Raw genomic sequence first — 17,136 nt, forward strand, 5'->3', positions numbered from 1 at the left:
AGACCTGAAAGGCCACCTCATGCAGTTCATCGGCATCAACCACCACGGCGAATCCTGGGCGGCAGCCCTCGCCGGATCGAACGTCCTCCCGCTGGCCACCGTCACCGACTTCTGGGCCGACCCCGAGGGCTGGCAGGACAAGGCAGCCACGCTGGTTGCCAGCATGGCGTCCCAGGCCGGTGCGGAAGACGCGTCCGACGCCGGCGCCTGGCTGGAGAGGGACAGCGTCACCGAGGTGCCCCTGGTCCCCGCCGCGGCCCGGGTGATCTGCGTGGGCCTGAATTACAAGGCGCACGTGGCCGAAGGAAGCTTCAAGGACCAGGAACTGCCCCCGTACCCCACCCTGTTCGCCCGCTGGACGGCGTCCCTGTCCGTGGGCAACGTCCCGGTGCCGGTCCCCGCCGGTGAAGCCGGGCTGGACTGGGAAGGGGAAGTGGCCGCCTACATCGGCCGCCGGGTCGAATCGGCGGACGAGGCCGCCGCGGCAGACGCCGTTTTTGGCTACTCCACCTTCAACGACATCACCTCCCGCAAGGCCCAGAAGCTGACCTCGCAGTGGACGCTGGGCAAGAACGGCGACTTCAGCGGGCCGCTGGGTCCGCTGGTCAGCCGTGACGAGGTGGGCGATCTCCGCGACGGGCTCCAGGTCCGGACCCTGGTGAACGGAATCGAAGCCCAGAACGGCAACACCCGGGACATGATCTTCTCCGTGCCTGCCATCATCGCGCTCATCAGCCAGACCTTCACGCTGCACCCGGGCGACGTCATCGCCACCGGCACCCCGGAAGGCGTGGGCTACGCCCGCACCCCGCAGTGGCTGCTGCAACCCGGCGACACCGTAGTGGTGGAGATCGAGAAGCTCGGCACCCTGACCACCCCCGTGGGCGACATTTCCCTGCGGAGCCGTGCCTGATGGACACCCCGCAGGGCACCATCCCACAAACGTTTCCCGTGACGGACGCGGCGGACATCCCGGATGAGGCGCAGGTCCTCATCGCCGGCGGCGGCCCCAGCGGGCTGTTCCTGGCTCTGGACCTCGCCTCCCGCGGCGTCGCCAGCACGGTGATCGAACCCCGCACCGGCGTGGACCACACCAGGCCACGGGCCAAGACCACCAACGCCCGCACCATGACCCACCTGCGCCGACTGGGGCTCGCCGAGGCCCTCCGGGACGCCTCGCCGCTGCCGGTGGACTACGCCCAGGACGTCATCTTCTGCACCGGCCTGACGGGCCCCGCCGCGCACGAGCTGCGGCGCTTTTCCAACGCCTTCCAGCTGGTCCCCGGCCGCTATGGCCCGCAGCCCGAAGGCGGGCAGCAGGTGCCGCAGCCGGTCCTCGAAGAAGTGCTCAGAGCCGCCGTCGGCAGCCACCCGCTGGTGACCTTCGTGACCGGATGGTCTGTCAGCGAGGTCCATACGACAGGTGAAACTACCCCGGCGCCACACACCGCCGTGGTTTCGGATGGAACGTCCGGTGCCGCCCGCACCATTGCGGCCGAATATGTGATCGGTGCCGATGGCGGGTCCTCCGCAGTCCGCCGCAGCCTGGAGATCCGCCTGGAGGGCGGCTCCGCGGCGCTGTCCAACATCAGCATCCTGTTCCGCTCCGCGTCGCTGGCCCCGGCCATCACCCTGGACCCGGCCGTGCAGTATTGGGTGGTGGGTTCGGAAACGTCCGGGATGGTGGGGCCCATGGACCTGGACGGCACCTGGTGGGCCATCGTGCAGGGTGTGGACCCATCCGTCACCGTCAGCACAGAGGACGCGGGCGCCATGGTCCGCGCGCTCGTGGGCGACGGGATGGACATCGAGGTGCTCGCCACCGATCCGTGGACCGCCCGCATGCTGCTGGCTCCCGAGTACGGCCGCGGCACCATCTTCCTGGTGGGCGACGCCGCGCACCTCAACCCGCCGTGGGGCGGCCACGGCTTCAACACCTGCATTGGCGATGCCGCCAACCTGGCCTGGAAGCTGGCCGCAACCATCAACGGGTGGGGCGGACCTGCGCTGTTGGCCAGCTACGGCGAGGAGCGCCGGCCGGTGGCGGACCGCACCATCGGCGACGCCGCACGGAACGGCAAAGCGCTGGCATACCACTTCGCGGATCCGGAGCTGGCAGCATCCGGGCCTGCCGGTGACGCCGCTCGGCTCACCGCCCGCGACGCGTTGGCCGTGAAGCAGAGCGAGTTCGATTCCCTGGGGCTGGTGCTGGGTTATGCGTACACCGGCTCGCCCCTGGTGGTGCCCGACGGCCTGCCTGTACCGCCCGAGGACCCCATCCACTACGTCCCGTCCGCCAGCCCGGGCTCGCTGCTGCCGCATGCCTGGCTGGCGGAGTCCTTCTCCCTGTACAGCGCGCTGGGCTCCGGTTTCACGCTGCTGGCCGACGCCGGCGCGCTGGGCGGGGTGCCCGCGGACGAGGCTTTTGCGCCGGTACTGGAAGCAGCGGCCCGGCAGGGCATTCCGGTGACCGTCGCCGCCGTCGGGCCTTCCGACGACGGCACCCGCCTTTCCGAATTGTGGGGCGCCGACGCCGTGCTGGTCCGGCCAGACCAGCACGTGGCGTGGCGCGGACATTCCGCCGCAGCCGCAGCGGCCGCGCTGTCCATCGCGGCGGGCCGGCTTCCCGGTTCGCGCCAAGAAGCCGCAGCCACCGGGCCGGCGCACGAGCCGGGCACGGAAATCCCGGCAGCAGAATTTCCAGAACTTTCCAAGAGGAGCGCCCGTGTCGACGCCGTCATTCCGTGACTACCTGTTTGCCCCGGACCATCCGCGCGTCGCGGAGATCCGCGGCCTGAACGCCCGCGAATACGCCGAGGCCGCGAAGACCGACTCCTTCGCAGGCCCGATGATCGAGGGCTGGCAGAAGCTCTATCCGCAGCCCTTTGCCGGAATCACCAGCGATGGCGTCCGCCGGAAGGGCCTTTTTACGCTTGCTCCAGCCCGGCCCGGGGAGGAAGCGCCGACGGCGGACATGGTGGCCGCCGCGCGCAAGCTCCTGGATGCCCTCACGCCGGAACAGGCGGGGAAGCTCTCCTACGCCGTGGACGCGCCCGAGTGGCAGAGCTGGGCCAACCCCGAGTTCATGCAGCACGATACCGGGCTTCGCCTGGACGAACTCGGCGAGCCGGTCCGGGACGCGATCCTTGGCGTGGTGGAGGCGAGCCTGTCCGGGGAAGGGTTTGAGCTGCTGCGGAACCTGATGCGCATCAACGGCTTCCTGGGCGACCTGGTGCAGCTACCGCAGCTCATGAACGAGTTCAGCTACAACTTCGCCGTTTACGGGGAGCCGTCCGAAACGGAACCGTGGGGCTGGCAGCTCTTCGGCCACCACGCGGCGCTGAACTGCCTGGTTGCGGGCACCCAGCTGGTGATCTCGCCGGTATTCATGGGCGCCGAGCCGGACATGATCGACGCCGGCCCGCACCGGGGCGTGAAGGTCTTCAAGGAGCGCATCGCCCTGGCCCGGCAACTGATGGGTGCGCTGCCGGTGGACCTGCGTTCCAGCGCCGTGTCCTACGGCTCCATGGTGGACCCGGCAATGCCCGCGGGCCGGATCCACCCGGGCGATGAACGCCACCTCGGCGGCTGCTTCCAGGACAACCGGGTGATCCCCTACGAGGGCATCCTGGTGGCGGACATGCCGGCGGAAGCCCGCGAACTCCTGGACGCCGTGGTGGACGACTTCATTGGCTACCTTCCGGACGGACCCCGCACCGCCCGCCGTCGGGAAATCCAGGAGCATTACGGCGAGACGTACTTCAGCTGGATCGGCGGCTGGGAGGGGGACGAGGCGTTCTACTTCCGCCTGCAGAGCCCGGTGGTGGTGCTGGAGCTCGACCACCACACCGGAGTGTTCCTCAGCAACGATGAGCCCGCCCCGTTCCACATGCACACCGTGGTCCGCACCCCCAACGGCAACGACTACGGCCGCGAACTGGTCAGGCAGGCCACCTCCTGAACCACCCCAACCATCGATTGCTCCGTAAGGGCCCTTATCAGGCGCCAAAACGGCGGTTACGGAGCCATGGATGGTCTTCAAATCGCAGAAGGCCCGGATTTCCTTTCGGAAGTCCGGGCCTTCTGTTGTGAACGCTTCGGGTGGTTGGTGGGCTGGATTTAGGGGATGTCGAGGGCTGCGCGGCGCAGCGGCGGGGGTCCGACGACGGTCAGGTCCATCTCCGCCTGGGCCCGGCCGAAACCTTCCATGTCCATGTACGGCTGGCCGCCCTCCGTGTACATGTAGTCCTCGGTGGGCTTGTTGAAGTACTCGAAGAACCCGTTGAACACCGACGGCGTCAGGAAGCCCACCATCTGGGTGTTGTGGGCGTCGAACGCGAACGAGTGGATGGTCCCGGCGGGGGCATGCACGAAGTCGCCCTTGGTCAGAAGCATCTCGCGGCCATTGGCGTAGAGCCACATCCGGCCCTCGGTGCAGAGGAAGTTCTCGGTGTGTTCAGAGTGGAAGTGCAGCGGGATGTAGGGCGACTTGGCGCCCTTGGTGTGGACGGCGAAGTAGTTGGACCCGGTGTTGGCCGGGCGGGACAGGTAGGTGAACATCGTCTGGTAGCTGGCCAGCCGCTCACCCTCGCCCGCGCTGAGGAAGTAGGGGCTCTGCGTTGGCGGCAGCCCGGCGTCGTGCTTGAACGACGGCGCCACCCGCTCCACGTCCGGGAAGGTGATGCCGAACTCGGCACCCACCTCGGCCTGCTCCTGCGGGCTCGCGGACCGGCCGGCGCGGACCGGCGGGACGTGCGAATCGATGGGTGTGCCCACCCGCTCGTAGTACGCCTCGCCGCCACCGGGCGTCATCCAGTTCAGGAACCGGGTGTAGTGGCTGGCCATCCGGTAGGCGTGCGGCGTGTTCGGCGGGATGACCACCGAATCGCCGGGAGTCAGGATCCGGCTCTCGCCGGGCAGCCAGACGTGCAGGATGCCGTCGAAAACGTACAGGGTCTTGTGCTCGATCCTGTGGCTGACGAACGGCGACCCGGCGCCCATGCCGCCGGAAATGTAGGCGGCGCTGAAGATACCGCCGGTGTCCGCGGCCCGGGCGATGACCGTGACCAGCTGCCCGTTGATCTCATACCGGGCGCCCTCGCCGGAGGCCATGTAGTAGGGGACGGCCTCGCCCGGCAGCGCATTGGCCACCGGAAGCTGTTTGTTCATTTCCTCCACGCTGAGGGACATCGGTTCCTTCTTTCGGGTCGCCCGGCACGGCCGGAGTGTGAGTCCCCACCAGCATGACGGACTGCCCGCCGCGCGTCAGCCAGGTTTTTCAATCAATGAACAGCCCCCTGCCGGCGCGCGGCCCGGCTACAGCGTGGGGAGCAGGAAGGCCGGCTCCGGCCGGTGCACGCCGCGGGGGCGGTAGCCCAGGGCTTCCGAGTGTCCCAGCAGGTCCGCCAGGTACCAGATGATGCTGAGCCACATTTCGGTGCCCTGCAGGCCAGGGAGGTTCTGCTGGCCGCTTTCGGGCGCCGCGCTGAAGGCCATGCCCTGCCCTGGCTGCCACTGGCCCAGGGCGTGGTCCAGTTGGGTTGCGGCCCAGGCCCGGATGTCCGCCTCCCGGTGCGCCACCTGTTTCCGTGCGAGCCAGAGCGGATGGACGACGTCCAGCACGTTGCAGGCGTTCTGCCGGCCGTCCGCGAAGTACCGGGGATCAGCCCCATGCTCCAGGACGGTGTCGATCAGTTGTTCCGGGTGGGGGACCGGCAGGCCGAACTGGGCGAAGGTGCCGCGGGTGAGCCGGTAGTAGCCGTTGACCACCTTGAGGCGGGTATCGGCCGAAGGGGTTCCCCAGGTTCCCGCAGCGCTGTTGACCCGGGTCAGGAGCCAGCCGAACAGGGCTTCCAGGGTGCCGGTGCTCCCGGGGTTGGCGTCCGCTGCGTGGGCCAGGTTCCAATACTCCGCAGTTCCCCAGGCATCTACCCAGGCTCCGGACTCCCAGGCTTCCTTCCGCCACGGCAGCGCGTTCAGCCGGTTTGCCAAATCGGCAGGCCCGGTCCCGGCCACCGCGTGGATGGGGTGCTTGAATCCGCTTCCCAGCAGGTCGAGGGCGTACCCCACGGAGAGCACATGATACGTGGCCGCCCCGTGCCCGAAAGCCAGCTCGCCGGCGTCCGGCAGCCCGTCCGGGCCGTACTCGGGCACCAGGCCTGTCCGCGGATCCTGCAGGGACCGGAGCCGGTCCGCGTGTGCGTCCCTGCTGAGTTGCGGGGGAGTGGTGCGGAGGAGGAGATCGGCGATTTCGACCGCGTCGCAGTGGGCCCGGACCGTTGCCGCCGCACCCGGACGGTCCACGTAGCGGCCCTCTCCGAAGCCGCCGGTGCCTGACGCCTCCTGCTGCCACGAGCGGGCGATGATCCCGGGGGCATCAGCGCGGGCCGTTCCGGCGAAGGACGCCAGCCGTTCCCGCAGGACCCCATCGCCGCTGCCGGCAGGCTTGCGCGGGGTCCTCCTGTCGCGGATAAACCGTGCGGGATTGCCGCCCACCACCGCCCAGTCGGGCACGTCCTTGGTGACCACGGCACCGGCGGCGAGGACCGCGTGGGAACCCACCGTGACGCCGTCGAGCACCACCGCGTTGGAACCGATCCAGACGTCGTCGCCGAAGACGATGCCCTTGCTGGTGAGTGGCTGCCGGAACACCGGCGCGGACGGCTCCATGGAGTGGTTGAACCCAAGGATGGAGGTGTGCGCGCCGATGCGGACGCCGTCGCCCATGCTGACGGTGCCGCGCACCACGGTGAAGGCGTTGACAGTGCAGTTGCTGCCGATCCGCAGGTCCCCGGTGAGGTACGCGTGGGCGGCGATGAGCGATTCGTCCCCCAAGGCCAGGCTGTCAGGGTCCACCATGGCCAGCGCCGAAACGTAGGCCCCTTCGCCGATGGTGATGCCGCCCTTGCCGGCCAGGGCCCGCTGCCGTTCCAGCTGCGCCTCACGCTGCGCGGTGGAGGCATTGTCCCGGAAGGTCCAGGGGGAGTAGTCGAAATTGAGGTCTGGCTGGGCGTTCACGGTGTCTCCACAACGGTATTTTGGCCTGAAACGGGTTGCTGGCTGTCCGGCCAGTGGCGCAGGTACCAGGCCTTGGTTGACCCGATGGCGGCGTCCAGCCGGACAGCATCGGGGTGCCATGCCTTCTCCCATTCCAGGCACAGCAGCCCGGTGTAGCCGCGGTCCCTGAGGAGCTGCGCGAAACCGTCCACCGGGAGGTTCCCGTCCCCGATCGGCACCGGGGTCCGGCTCTCCGGCAGCCCGGCGTCCTTGACCTGGACGCTGCCCAGGCCGTTGGTGAGCCAGGGCGCCAGGATGTTCCACGTATCCTCAAGGCTTTCGCCCACACGCCAGGGGTGCATCAGGTCCCACACGGCGCCCACCCTTCCCTCCACCTGGTCCAGGATGGCGGCAATGTCTTCTCCGCGGGGGTGGGAGTCGTGGGTTTCCAGCGCCGGGAACACGTCCAGTTCGTCGGCAAGGCGGCCGACGGCGGTGAGTCGGCAGGCGGCGAGGGCGTTGACCTCGTGCCGGGCCGTCGCCGTCACGGGCACCTGCTGGTAGTCGGCGGGCTCCGTGGGGGCGCCGGGAAAAACCCTGACTGTGGGCGCTCCGAGGTCCGCGGCCAGGAACAGCGCGGCTTCGAGGGCTCCCACCACGAGTTCGTCCGGCGCCGGGTCCGCCATCCGGATGTAGCTGGCCAGCCCCGTGATGGCCACGCCAGAGTCCGCCACCTCCGAGCGGAGGCAGGCACGGTCCTGCCGGGTCATCGCCGGTGCTGCGATCTGGCCCGGCGCCAGCCGCAGTTCAACGCCTGAAACGCCGTGCTCGGCCAGCCAGCCCAGCACGGTGCCGAGCCCCTCGCCGGGGGCGCCCAGGGTGGAAACTGTCAGGACCGGGCGGCCCTCTGGAAGGTAGTGCAAGGGTCTCCCCGGTCTGTAAGGAATATCGTTTCAACCATTCTTTGCAGGCTCTCCTGAACGGTCAACCGATCAGTGGCGGTTCGATCACACTCGGTCAGCGGGACGGCCGCGTGGCCGTCCGCCAGCTCTCTTCCGGGCTGCCCACCTGTCCCACTACCTCGGCGGTGTACGCCTGGGAAGAGGCCATGCTGCCGCGGAACCACAGCACGGCGTGGACGGAGGGATCGCCGGGAACCACCAGGGGGCGGAGGTTGTCGGAGCGGGAGTCTTCGGTCACCGCGCTCCAGCTCCAGCTGGCGCCTCCGTCGGCTGTCTGTCCCCGGTAGATCTCGTAGTGGTCCGTGGCTGCGCCGGTGCCGGGGTGGACCGGCGTGGAAATGTAGACCTGGTCCAGGTTGTTAGGGTCAACGGCGCCCAGTCCGGTGTAGTCCTGCTCATGGGGGAGCAGGCCCGGGCCGGCCACGGCCAGCGGGTTCAGGGCCCACTCCGTTCCGTCGAAGCGCGCGTACAGCAGCCGGTGGTCGTCGACGTCGAGCTGTTGCTGCCGCTGGAGCGTGCCATTGACGTCGTTGGCCCGGCAGCTGATGATGGCCGCCAGCTGGTTGCCCTGCCCCCGCAGGTCTGCTGTCCAGGCATGGGTGAGGACGTCGCCGTCAATCTCGGTGCCGGCCCGGAAGACTGTGGTGAGGGTGTCCTGGTTAACGCCCCCGGAGCCCAGAAGCGGCTTGCTGACCACCCGGCCTTCGGTGTCGTGCAGGGCATCGTCCCGGATGAAGCCGTGGTAGATGCTGTTATTGAAGTCGCGGGGGTGGTGGTCAGTGGTGATGAGGTCGATGCGGTCCAGGCCGTTGCCCCAGTAGCGGGTGTAGCCGTTGACGTAGCCCACCTTGGGGCGGGTAAAGAGCTTGCCGCCGTAGCGCCAGGTGCTGCCGTCGTCTTCGGACACCAGCATGGTGGGGTCGTCGTTGATGGCGCGGACAAAGTTGTATACGCGGGATTCGGCGTCCAGCCGGTGCAGGTTGGAGTAGGTGGCGCCGCGGCCCTCGGCCAGTTCGGTCCAGTCGAAGACCTTCTCAGGCTCCCACTCGGAGGCGTCATGCGGCCGGACGGATACCCGCCAGCGGGAGTAGTTGTCCGTCTTGTGCCGGGCGTACATGGCCACGTACCTGCCGTCCGGCCGGATCAGCAGCGCCGGGGCGTTGTGGTCATCGGATTCCAGCCGTTCGTGCAGCACGTGGACCTGGCTGTGCCCCGTGGCGGGGTCAAGCACTGCCACCTCGATGTTGCCGCCGCGCCCGGCGCCACCGGGTCCTTCCGGAGCGGCGACGGAACCCACCAGCAGGGTGTTGTTGGACGGATCGATGAGGGCGCGTTCGTCCTGGAACCAGCACCAAGCCCCGTTGTCATTGATGCGCACTGTGAAAGCCGTTCTGTGTGATTGAAGAAAGCGTGGCGTGCTTCATTCAATCAGGACGTGACCGGCTTGGAAAGGGCTTTCCGCTATGAGCAGCCCACCCGGTCAAGGCGGAAGCGGCGGTCAGCCGCCTCCGCACGGTCCGTCAGGACTCGCATTCCCTGCAGTACTTCTTCCCGTCCTTTTCCCGTGCAAGCTGGCTGCGGTGATGGACCAGGAAGCAGGACATGCAGGTGAACTCATCCGCCTGGACCGGGACCACCTGGACCTGCAGTTCCTCGTGGGACAGATCGGCTCCGGGGAGCTCGAAGCTGTCCGCAAGGTCCGTCTCGTCCACATCGGGAGCGGCCTCCCGGCGTCCCGGCTTGTCGGCCTTCAGCTCCTCGATGGCAACGTTTGGTTCGTCTTCCGGCGTTACCCGTGGAGCATCGTAATCAACTGCCATTTAATGCGTTCTCCTCTCTGGCTGTTGAAGTCCGGAATCACTTGTACAGGTTCTTCCGACGGGATTGTTCCCGACTGATTCTTCTGGACAGATTCTTCCGAACAGGGCAACAACGCCGGGCCGGGGTCACAATATTCCCGTCCGCCCCGGGTACCGGGCGCAGCCGGTCAGCCCTCCGGCCGGGTGTTCACGCCCCTGGTCATCTTGCGGATTTCGTCGTGCTTCAGGCCGCTCGCCGAGGCGAGCTGGTAATCGTCCAGCAGGCGCTGCTTCCTCGCGTCCGCCAGCACCTGGACGCGGTGGCGTTCGACGGCGGCACGCGCCGCTTCGACAGCGGACACCTCGTCCGCGATCCCGGCAATGGTGCGCAGCTGGTCCTCGGCCGGCAGGCCCGAGGGATACAGCCCGTCCCGGCCCAGCCCGATGCCGCGGACTACGGTGACCGGCACGCCCGCAGCCCGTGCGATGGTGGTGACCTTCACGCCGTCGCAGACGGCCTGGGCCACGCGTTCGTTGAGTTCGGAAAACAGGGCCCGCAGCCGGCTGGACCGGAGGGAAATCATCCGCCGTTGCTCCTCCAGGAGGTCCCGGATCTCGCCAATCCTGGCGGCGGCAGGGTCCGGCTGTGGTGTTCCCCGGTACCGGTACGCGCCACGCGGGGACCCGCCGGAGTGCGTGGCCGCGGCGGTTGGACGGAAGGCATGGTGGGCGGACACGGCCGGCTCCTTGCTGCCAAAAGGCTCCTGGGACGAAAGTATCGGAGGACCACCCGGGCGGACGGCGGAAAGCCGGGCGCCGCCGTCGTGCGCCATGCGCCGAGCGCGGGAAGGATGTCCAGCCTGCCACGCTACGCGGCCCCGCTGCCGGGCGGGGAATACCTATTTGGCGTGGTGCTATAGCGGATTCTTCTGGGTGGGGTGTCATAAGGGGCGCTTATCTGTCCACGCACTTTAGGTCTTATCCAAGCGTGGGCATCGTTCCCTACGCTCGAATGAATCACACTCCGACCGCACTGGAAGGCCCCGGAAGAGAACATGCCTGAATTCGTGCCAGCGTCACGCGTCACCCGAATCAAATCCTCACCGAGTGTGGCCGCAGCGGCCCGCGTCCGGGAGCTCAAGGCCGAGGGCCGGCGGATCCTGGACCTGACGGTGGGTGAACCGGATTTCGATACCCCCCAGCACATCAAGGACGCCGCCATCGCCGCCATTGGCCGCGGCGAAACCAAATACACCTCTGTCACCGGAACGCCGGAACTCCAGCAGGCCATCCTGCAGACGCTCGAGCGCAAGACCGGGCAGCAGTACACGGCCGGCGAGATTACCATCGGCGGCGGCGGCAAGCAGGTCATCTTCACCGCCTTCATGGCCACCCTGGATGCAGGTGACGAGGTGGTCATTCCGGCCCCCTACTGGGTGTCCTACCCGGACATGGTGCTCGCCAATGAGGGTACCCCGGTGATTGTCCCCTGCTCCGAGGACACCGGCTTCAAGCTGACCCCGGAGGTGCTTGCGGCCGCACTCACGGACCGCACCAAGTGGGTCATCCTCAACACGCCGTCCAACCCCACCGGGGCCGTCTACTCCCGTGACGAACTTGCCGGCCTGGCCGCCGTCCTCAAGGAGCACCCCGCCGTCCATGTCCTCACCGACGAGATCTACGACGAAATCCACTTCGGCGCCGAGCCGATCACCAGCCTCGTTGCCGTGGCGCCGGAACTCAAGGACCGGGTGCTTGTCACCAACGGTGTCTCCAAGGCCTACGCGATGACCGGATGGCGGCTCGGCTACGCCGGCGGACCGGCGCCCCTGGTGGCAGCCATCAACAAGCTCCAGTCCCAGATGTCCTCCTGCCCGTCGTCCGTCAGCCAGGCGGCCGCCGCCGCGGCGCTCACCGGTGACCAGGCCTTCGTCCGCGAAAGTGTGGCCGTGTACCGCGAACGCCGGGATGCGGCAGTTGCCGGGCTCAACGCCATCGAAGGCCTCAACTGCGCGACGCCGGAAGGCGCCTTCTACGCATACGTCAACTGCGGCGGGGTCATTGGCAAGACCACGCCGGACGGGAAACTGATCGCCAACGACGAGGACTTCACCCTCTATCTCCTGGACGCCGCCTCCGTGGCCGTCATCCAGGGCTCGGCCTACGGTGTGGGCCCCTACTTCCGGATCTCCTACGCCACGGGACTGCCCGTGATCGAGGAATCCATCGCTGCCATCGAAAAAGCGGTCCTGGCGCTCTCCTGAGCCCTGCGGTCCGTACCTGCCCGCTGCTACACCTTCCCTACAAGCCCCTCCAGGAGCCAACCCGTGATCCACGTTAAGACCAAGTTCGACAAGCCGTCCGAGGACGCCATCGAACGCCTGTCCAAGTTCTCCTCCGCCACAGTCCACGAAGCCCAGGGGCGCAAGGGTGCGCTGAGCTCGAAGATCAAGCCGATCGACCGCAGCATGTCCTTCTGCGGCCCGGCCGTCACCGTGGTGTGCGCGCCGCGGGACAACCTCATGCTGCAGGTGGCCATCCACTACGCCCGGAAGGGCGACGTTGTGCTGGTGGCGGCCGGTGAGTTCGAAGAAGCCGGAACCTTCGGCGACGTGCTGGGCAATGCCATGAAGGCCAAGGGCGTAGCCGCCATGGTCACCGATTCCGGCGTGCGCGACACCAAGGACCTGATCGAGCTCGGCCTGCCGGTGTTCTCCGGCAGCGTCTGCATCAAGGGCACCGTCAAGGAAACCATCGGCCCCATCAACCACCCGCTGGTCTTCGGCGACGAAATCGTCTACCCCGGCGATGTCCTGCTGGGCGACGCCGACGGCGTCGTGGTGGTCCGGAAGGACGAGATCGAGGAAGTCATCGCACTGTCCCAGGCACGCGTTGACGCCGAGGACGAACTCATCCGCCTCTACAAGGAAGGCGGCACCACCATCGAGCTGTGCAAGCTCACGGACGTCCTCAAGGCCAAGGGCCTGCTGGTGGAGGACGCCGAACTCGAACCCGCGCTGTAGGCACAAAGCAGGGCCCGGGGTTCCGTTCGGAACTCCGGGCCCTTCTGCTGTGGTGAAACGTTCAGTTCATGCCGGGGAGGAGGTGCGCCGGCGGACCAACCTGGCTGTCATCCAGGTACCACATGGTGGAGCCGCGCTTGCCCGGCGGCATCATGCTTCCCTCAAAGACAAAAACAGGGTCCGACGCCGGCCCGTCCTCAGGCCGCCAGAAACCGTTGGTGGGGCAATGCGAGCCGGTGCCCGCCTTGAGCTGGATCCTTCGGTCCGAGGACTTGCGGTATTGCAGGCTGGTGATCTTTTTCATGGCTGGGCTCCAAGGAATCATTTGTGCCGGGTAAACGCCGTTGGCGAACCCTTATGGCTTTTATCCTAGGCCGCCCCTAATTCCATGGATAAGACTAATGGAGCGTGACCTGATAAGGCCGTCTTATGATGGCTAATTCGCGGCAGCAGGCTTTTCGGCGGAAATCGGCGGGTATTTGCTGCGGAGCATTTCCTGCAGCATTTCCTTCAGGACCAGCAGCACCGCGGACCCGGCCTCGGACAGCGGCTCATGGTCCGGGGTGCACAGGGCGATCTTGCACTGCAGTGCCGGCTCCACGATCCGCAGGACCCGGAAGTCCTCCTCATGGAACAGGGCGTCCGCGGCCGACTTCGGCAAGATGGTGGCCCCCAGGTCGCTGCGCAGCAGCCGGGTGAGGGACGGGACCGATTCCACCTCGCCCACCAGCCGGAGCGCGAGCCCCTTGCCCTCGATGCCGGCCTGCACCACCTGCCTCAGGGTGTGGATCTGCTCCGGCAGGAAGAGGCCCAACGTAGCCGCCTGCTCCAGGGTGATGGTGTCCGCCTCCGGCCCCACCGGGAGCTCGCGGCCGGCGTTGACGATCAGGTACAGGTCCTCGACGATCAGGGTGGTGAACTGCACGCCCCGGATGGGTCCGGGCTCATAAATCAGTGCCATGTCCAGCCGGCCGTTCTTGATGGCCTCGCTCAGTACGCCGCCGTAGATTTCGGTCAGGTGCAGCACGATGTCCGGGTAGCGCCGGTTCACTTCGCTGATGATCCGCGGCGTCAGGCTGGACGCCATGCTGTAGGGAGCGATGGCGATGGAAACCCGGCCCGACGGCGCAGCGCCGGATGCTGCCACATCCAGCCGTGCCTGCTCCACCAGCCTCAGGATGGTCTGCGAGTGGCGGTAGAGGGTGTGGCCCGCGGCGGTGGGCTCCACGCCCTGCTTGCTCCGGATCAGGAGCCGCTGCTTCAGTTCGGTTTCCAGGGAGGATACCTGCTGGCTCAGGGCCGGCTGGGCGACATGGAGGGCGGCGGCTGCCTTGGTGATGCTGCCGGAGTCGACGATCTTCACGAAGTACGCCAGCTTGCGGGTGTCCATAGCGTTTCTCTTTCCGGCGGGGACGGCACAGTGCTGCAGGGGGTCATACGTTGGCGCTATGGCGGGACAGGCATTACGTCTTTGTGTGATCCCGGCCTCAGGCATAGGTTAATTGCAGATGACTTCCCAATGACCAGAACATTCTATCCCCGCTCCGGTCATAGCGGCTTCCGATGACGGCATATGCATTTTGCATAAACCGCAGAGGCGTCATTTGGCCGCATTGCTTTTACATTTCCGAAACACGCCCTAAGTACATTTCCAGGTGTCGGCAGGAAGGCCGCAAGCGGGGGTCATAACCGTCCCCTATCCCGTGACACCGATTACGTCTTTGTGTGAGTCAAGTCTCCGGTGCCACACTTTTTTACATCCCCAAACATGCAGCAGAGGAAGGCCCGCAATGCCCACAGTTGATCTCGTAGCGGATCTTGGTGAAGGTTTTGGTGCCTACTCGATCGGCGACGACAAGGCCCTCCTGGATATCGTGTCCAGCGCCAACATCGCCTGCGGATTCCATGCCGGCGATCCGGACATCATGGATGCCACCGTTGCTGAATGCGTCCGCAAGGGAGTGGGCATCGGTGCCCACCCGAGCTTCCCGGACCTCCGCGGCTTCGGCCGCCGCGCCATGGACCTCACCGCGGACGAGGTCCGCAACGACGTCGTGTACCAGCTCGGCGCCCTCACGGCCTTTGCCGCCTACCACGGCGGATCCGTCTCCCACCTGGCACCGCACGGGCGCCTCGGCAACCTCGTAGCCACCCGCGCCGACTACGCAGAGGCCGTGGCCGACGCCGCGGCCCGCGTGGACCCCCGCCTGATCGTGCTCGCCCAGGACGGCGAACTGGCCACCGCAGCAGCTGACCGCGGCCTGCCGGTTGCCATCGTGGGCATCGCAGACCGCGCCTACCAGGAGGACGGCACCCTGGTTCCCCGCAGCCAGCCCGGCGCCGTCATCCACGATCCCGCAGTCATTGTCGAACGGACCGTCCGGATGGTCTGCGAAGGCCTGATCACGACCGCGTCCGGCAGGGAGCTCGCCATCCAGGCAGACACCATCCTGCTGCACGGGGACAACCCCGGCGCCGTCGAACTGGCCCGCCTGATCCGCAGCGAACTGATCGCCGCCAGTGTTACCGTAGCCCCGCTGGCGCAGGTGCTCGCCGCGAAGCAGAAGGTTTCCTGACCATGCCGGCCCCAACCATCGCCGCCCCCGCTGCACTGGAAATCCACGAGTCGGGTGACGCCGCCCTCCGGGTAGTGGCAACCTCCGGCAATGTAGAAGCCGACTGGGCCACCGTCCACTCCCTGGCAGGCTGGCTGGCAACGGCAGGCGTGGACGGCGTCCACGGCGCCGTGCCCACCTACGATTCGGTGCTGGTGGAATTCGATCCTTACGTCACCTCAGCGCGGCAGGTGCGGGCATTCGTGCTCCTCGCCATGCGCCAGCTGGACTTCACCGGCGCCACCGTCCGCGAGCCCCGCCGCTTCGAAGTGCCGGTGGTGTACGGCGGCAGCTACGGTCCGGACCTGGAGCGCGTGGCTGCACAGCAGGGCCTGGACGCCGCTGACGTCATTGCCCGGCACACCGAAAAGACCTACGTCATCCGCTGCCTGGGAGCGCCGGCCGGCTCTCCCATGATGGACGGACCGGACTTCCCGTTCCCCGTCCCCAGGCTCAAAGACCCGCGGCTTTCCGTCCCCGCCGGGGCAGTCTCCGTGGCCGGACGCCAGGCAGTGATCGCCCCGGCCACGGCACCCGGTGGCTGGTGCGTCATCGGCCAGACGCCGCTGACTGTCCTTGACGCCACCCGCGAACCGCTGGTGCCCTACGTTCCGGGCGACGAACTGCGCTTCCACGCCATCCCGGAAGCGGACTTCGACAGCCTCGCCGGCCAGTTCCTGGAGGCGCGGCCATGACCGGATCCCTCGTCATCCTGCAGCCCGGACACTCCGTGGTCACCGACCTCGGCCGCACCAGAGGCCCCGGTTTTGGCCTCCCGGTCAACGGCGCCCTGGACCAGTTCTCGGCCAAGGCCGCCAACATCCTGGCCGGGAACACGGACAACGAACCGCTGCTGGAACTCACCGCACTGGATTTCCGGATGCGTGCCACCACGGATCTGCTGATCGCCGTCACCGGCGCACCGCTGGACCTCACCGTGGGCGGCCGCGACTGCCCGCAGTGGGAGCCGGTCTCCGTCCGGGCCGGCGAAACAGTGGCAGTCCGTGGAATCCGTACCGGGCTCCGGGCCTACCTCGCCGTCCACGGATCGTTCACGGTGCCCACCCTGCTGGGCAGCTGCGCCCCGGACACGGTGGTGGGCTTTGGCCTCAAGCTTATTGAGGGAACCGAACTCGCCACGCAAAAGACCACCGCCCCCATTACCCAGCCGCATTACGGACTGCCCTTGTTCCGGCTGGGCCTGACCAAACCGGACTTCACCACCCACCCGGTCATCGACGTCACCGATGGTCCGGACGTGGCGGAGTTCGGCGACACCGCAGACCTGCTTTTTACCTCGCAGTACACCGTCAGCCCCAGGAGCAACCACATTGGCCTCCGGCTCGGCGGCGCATTGCCCGAACGCCAGCTCACCTCCGAAGTACTGTCCCGCGGCGTCCCGGTGGGGGCCATTGAGGTCCCGTCCCGGGAGGAACTGCTGGTCCTGCACCGGGGACGCGGCGTGACGGCGGGCTATCCGGTCCTGGCAGTGGTCACGAGCCGCTCCCTGGACGCCCTGGCGCAGGCCAGGCCCGGACACACCATCACCTTTCGAAAGACAACCGTTGCTGATGCAACGGCCACCCACAGGGCAGCCTGCCTGGAACTGGACAGGCTGCGGAGCACCATCCAAACGGTCTTCGGACTCCTCGGCATCGGAGCCGGCGAGCGCTGGCACGAACTCAGCCCAGCGTCAGGAAGCTGAATCCCGTGAATGCTTTTCCCAAACCCACAAAGGAAA

General features: G+C 67.4%; 16 protein-coding genes. 8 read left to right on the plus strand and 8 right to left on the minus strand.

The features are described 5' to 3' along the window. Positions 1-19: 19 nt before the first annotated feature. From ACFV4R_RS04475 to ACFV4R_RS04485, 3 genes are read left to right on the plus strand one after another with little or no spacing between them, the layout of a single operon-like run. Complete coding sequence (locus ACFV4R_RS04475) at positions 20-913, plus strand: fumarylacetoacetate hydrolase family protein (protein ID WP_377201224.1); 894 nt, start codon at positions 20-22, stop codon at positions 911-913. Then, positions 913-2,748: an FAD-dependent monooxygenase gene (locus tag ACFV4R_RS04480; protein WP_377201225.1), complete on the plus strand. Its 1,836-nt coding sequence runs from the start codon at positions 913-915 to the stop codon at positions 2,746-2,748. Before ACFV4R_RS04475 ends, ACFV4R_RS04480 begins: the two co-directional genes overlap by 1 nt. Continuing rightward, the gene (locus tag ACFV4R_RS04485) at positions 2,726-3,961 is read left to right on the plus strand and encodes a DUF3500 domain-containing protein (protein WP_377201226.1); all 1,236 of its coding nucleotides are present in this window, start codon (positions 2,726-2,728) and stop codon (positions 3,959-3,961) included. The genes ACFV4R_RS04480 and ACFV4R_RS04485 overlap by 23 nt, the downstream gene beginning before the upstream one ends. A gap of 158 nt (positions 3,962-4,119) precedes the next feature. On the opposite strand, the gene ACFV4R_RS04490 is transcribed toward ACFV4R_RS04485, so the two are convergent. The 6 genes from ACFV4R_RS04490 to ACFV4R_RS04515 all read right to left on the minus strand — a co-directional run bounded on the left by ACFV4R_RS04490 (position 4,120) and on the right by ACFV4R_RS04515 (position 10,494). Beyond that, positions 4,120-5,190, minus strand: a complete 1,071-nt coding sequence (locus tag ACFV4R_RS04490; RefSeq protein ID WP_377201227.1) for a quercetin 2,3-dioxygenase — start codon at positions 5,188-5,190, stop codon at positions 4,120-4,122. A gap of 126 nt (positions 5,191-5,316) precedes the next feature. Next, positions 5,317-7,017 carry an acyltransferase gene (locus ACFV4R_RS04495; protein WP_377201228.1) on the minus strand — a complete coding sequence of 567 codons (1,701 nt, stop codon included), beginning with the start codon at positions 7,015-7,017 and terminating at the stop codon, positions 5,317-5,319. Further along, a complete protein-coding gene (locus ACFV4R_RS04500; RefSeq protein WP_377201229.1) occupies positions 7,014-7,919 on the minus strand; it encodes a sugar phosphate isomerase/epimerase family protein in 906 nt (301 codons plus the stop codon). Before ACFV4R_RS04500 ends, ACFV4R_RS04495 begins: the two co-directional genes overlap by 4 nt. 94 nt (positions 7,920-8,013) lie before the next feature. Beyond that, positions 8,014-9,336 carry a BNR-4 repeat-containing protein gene (locus ACFV4R_RS04505; RefSeq protein ID WP_377201230.1) on the minus strand — a complete coding sequence of 441 codons (1,323 nt, stop codon included), beginning with the start codon at positions 9,334-9,336 and terminating at the stop codon, positions 8,014-8,016. A 142-nt stretch (positions 9,337-9,478) separates the two neighbouring features. After that, the gene (locus tag ACFV4R_RS04510; protein ID WP_056082606.1) at positions 9,479-9,778 is read right to left on the minus strand and encodes a DUF4193 domain-containing protein; all 300 of its coding nucleotides are present in this window, start codon (positions 9,776-9,778) and stop codon (positions 9,479-9,481) included. Positions 9,779-9,945: 167 nt separating this feature from the next. Beyond that, positions 9,946-10,494 carry a hypothetical protein gene (locus ACFV4R_RS04515; RefSeq protein ID WP_377201231.1) on the minus strand — a complete coding sequence of 183 codons (549 nt, stop codon included), beginning with the start codon at positions 10,492-10,494 and terminating at the stop codon, positions 9,946-9,948. A 318-nt stretch (positions 10,495-10,812) separates the two neighbouring features. On the opposite strand from ACFV4R_RS04515, the gene ACFV4R_RS04520 reads away from it, so the two are divergent. Beyond that, the gene (locus tag ACFV4R_RS04520) at positions 10,813-12,021 is read left to right on the plus strand and encodes an aspartate transaminase (protein WP_377201232.1); all 1,209 of its coding nucleotides are present in this window, start codon (positions 10,813-10,815) and stop codon (positions 12,019-12,021) included. A 63-nt stretch (positions 12,022-12,084) separates the two neighbouring features. Further along, entirely contained in the window at positions 12,085-12,780 is a 696-nt protein-coding gene (locus ACFV4R_RS04525; RefSeq protein WP_091717628.1) for a 4-carboxy-4-hydroxy-2-oxoadipate aldolase/oxaloacetate decarboxylase, read from the plus strand. A gap of 61 nt (positions 12,781-12,841) precedes the next feature. On the opposite strand, the gene ACFV4R_RS04530 is transcribed toward ACFV4R_RS04525, so the two are convergent. Together ACFV4R_RS04530 and ACFV4R_RS04535 are read right to left on the minus strand one after the other, a co-directional pair. After that, positions 12,842-13,084: a hypothetical protein gene (locus ACFV4R_RS04530; RefSeq protein ID WP_377201233.1), complete on the minus strand. Its 243-nt coding sequence runs from the start codon at positions 13,082-13,084 to the stop codon at positions 12,842-12,844. A 132-nt stretch (positions 13,085-13,216) separates the two neighbouring features. Beyond that, complete coding sequence (locus ACFV4R_RS04535; protein ID WP_377201234.1) at positions 13,217-14,170, minus strand: LysR substrate-binding domain-containing protein; 954 nt, start codon at positions 14,168-14,170, stop codon at positions 13,217-13,219. A 400-nt stretch (positions 14,171-14,570) separates the two neighbouring features. Between ACFV4R_RS04535 and ACFV4R_RS04540 the strand changes: the two genes are divergently transcribed. Genes ACFV4R_RS04540 through ACFV4R_RS04550 form a run of 3 tightly spaced genes read left to right on the plus strand, consistent with a single transcriptional unit; the run spans position 14,571 to position 17,100 of the window. Beyond that, positions 14,571-15,356 (plus strand): LamB/YcsF family protein, encoded by a 786-nt coding sequence (locus ACFV4R_RS04540; protein WP_377201235.1) that lies wholly within the window; start codon positions 14,571-14,573, stop codon positions 15,354-15,356. A gap of 2 nt (positions 15,357-15,358) precedes the next feature. Beyond that, on the plus strand, positions 15,359-16,090 hold the full coding sequence (locus tag ACFV4R_RS04545) for an allophanate hydrolase subunit 1 (protein ID WP_377201236.1): 732 nt from the start codon (positions 15,359-15,361) through the stop codon (positions 16,088-16,090). Further along, on the plus strand, positions 16,087-17,100 hold the full coding sequence (locus ACFV4R_RS04550; protein WP_377201237.1) for a biotin-dependent carboxyltransferase family protein: 1,014 nt from the start codon (positions 16,087-16,089) through the stop codon (positions 17,098-17,100). Before ACFV4R_RS04545 ends, ACFV4R_RS04550 begins: the two co-directional genes overlap by 4 nt. Positions 17,101-17,136: the final 36 nt, after the last annotated feature.

It is taken from the genome of Pseudarthrobacter sp. NPDC059871 (assembly GCF_042731175.1).
Lineage (GTDB): Bacteria > Actinomycetota > Actinomycetes > Actinomycetales > Micrococcaceae > Arthrobacter.

Bases quoted from the DNA above. Each gene is read 5' to 3' on its own strand.
- ACFV4R_RS04480 (WP_377201225.1), top strand. From the start codon at position 913: ATGGACACCCCGCAGGGCACCATCCCACAAACGTTTCCCGTGACGGAC.
- ACFV4R_RS04540 (WP_377201235.1), top strand. From the start codon at position 14,571: ATGCCCACAGTTGATCTCGTAGCGGATCTTGGTGAAGGTTTTGGTGCC.
- ACFV4R_RS04530 (WP_377201233.1), bottom strand. From the start codon at position 13,084: ATGAAAAAGATCACCAGCCTGCAATACCGCAAGTCCTCGGACCGAAGG.
- ACFV4R_RS04475 (WP_377201224.1), top strand. From the start codon at position 20: ATGCAGTTCATCGGCATCAACCACCACGGCGAATCCTGGGCGGCAGCC.
- ACFV4R_RS04520 (WP_377201232.1), top strand. From the start codon at position 10,813: ATGCCTGAATTCGTGCCAGCGTCACGCGTCACCCGAATCAAATCCTCA.
- ACFV4R_RS04535 (WP_377201234.1), bottom strand. From the start codon at position 14,170: ATGGACACCCGCAAGCTGGCGTACTTCGTGAAGATCGTCGACTCCGGC.
- ACFV4R_RS04545 (WP_377201236.1), top strand. From the start codon at position 15,359: ATGCCGGCCCCAACCATCGCCGCCCCCGCTGCACTGGAAATCCACGAG.
- ACFV4R_RS04510 (WP_056082606.1), bottom strand. From the start codon at position 9,778: ATGGCAGTTGATTACGATGCTCCACGGGTAACGCCGGAAGACGAACCA.
- ACFV4R_RS04490 (WP_377201227.1), bottom strand. From the start codon at position 5,190: ATGTCCCTCAGCGTGGAGGAAATGAACAAACAGCTTCCGGTGGCCAAT.
- ACFV4R_RS04550 (WP_377201237.1), top strand. From the start codon at position 16,087: ATGACCGGATCCCTCGTCATCCTGCAGCCCGGACACTCCGTGGTCACC.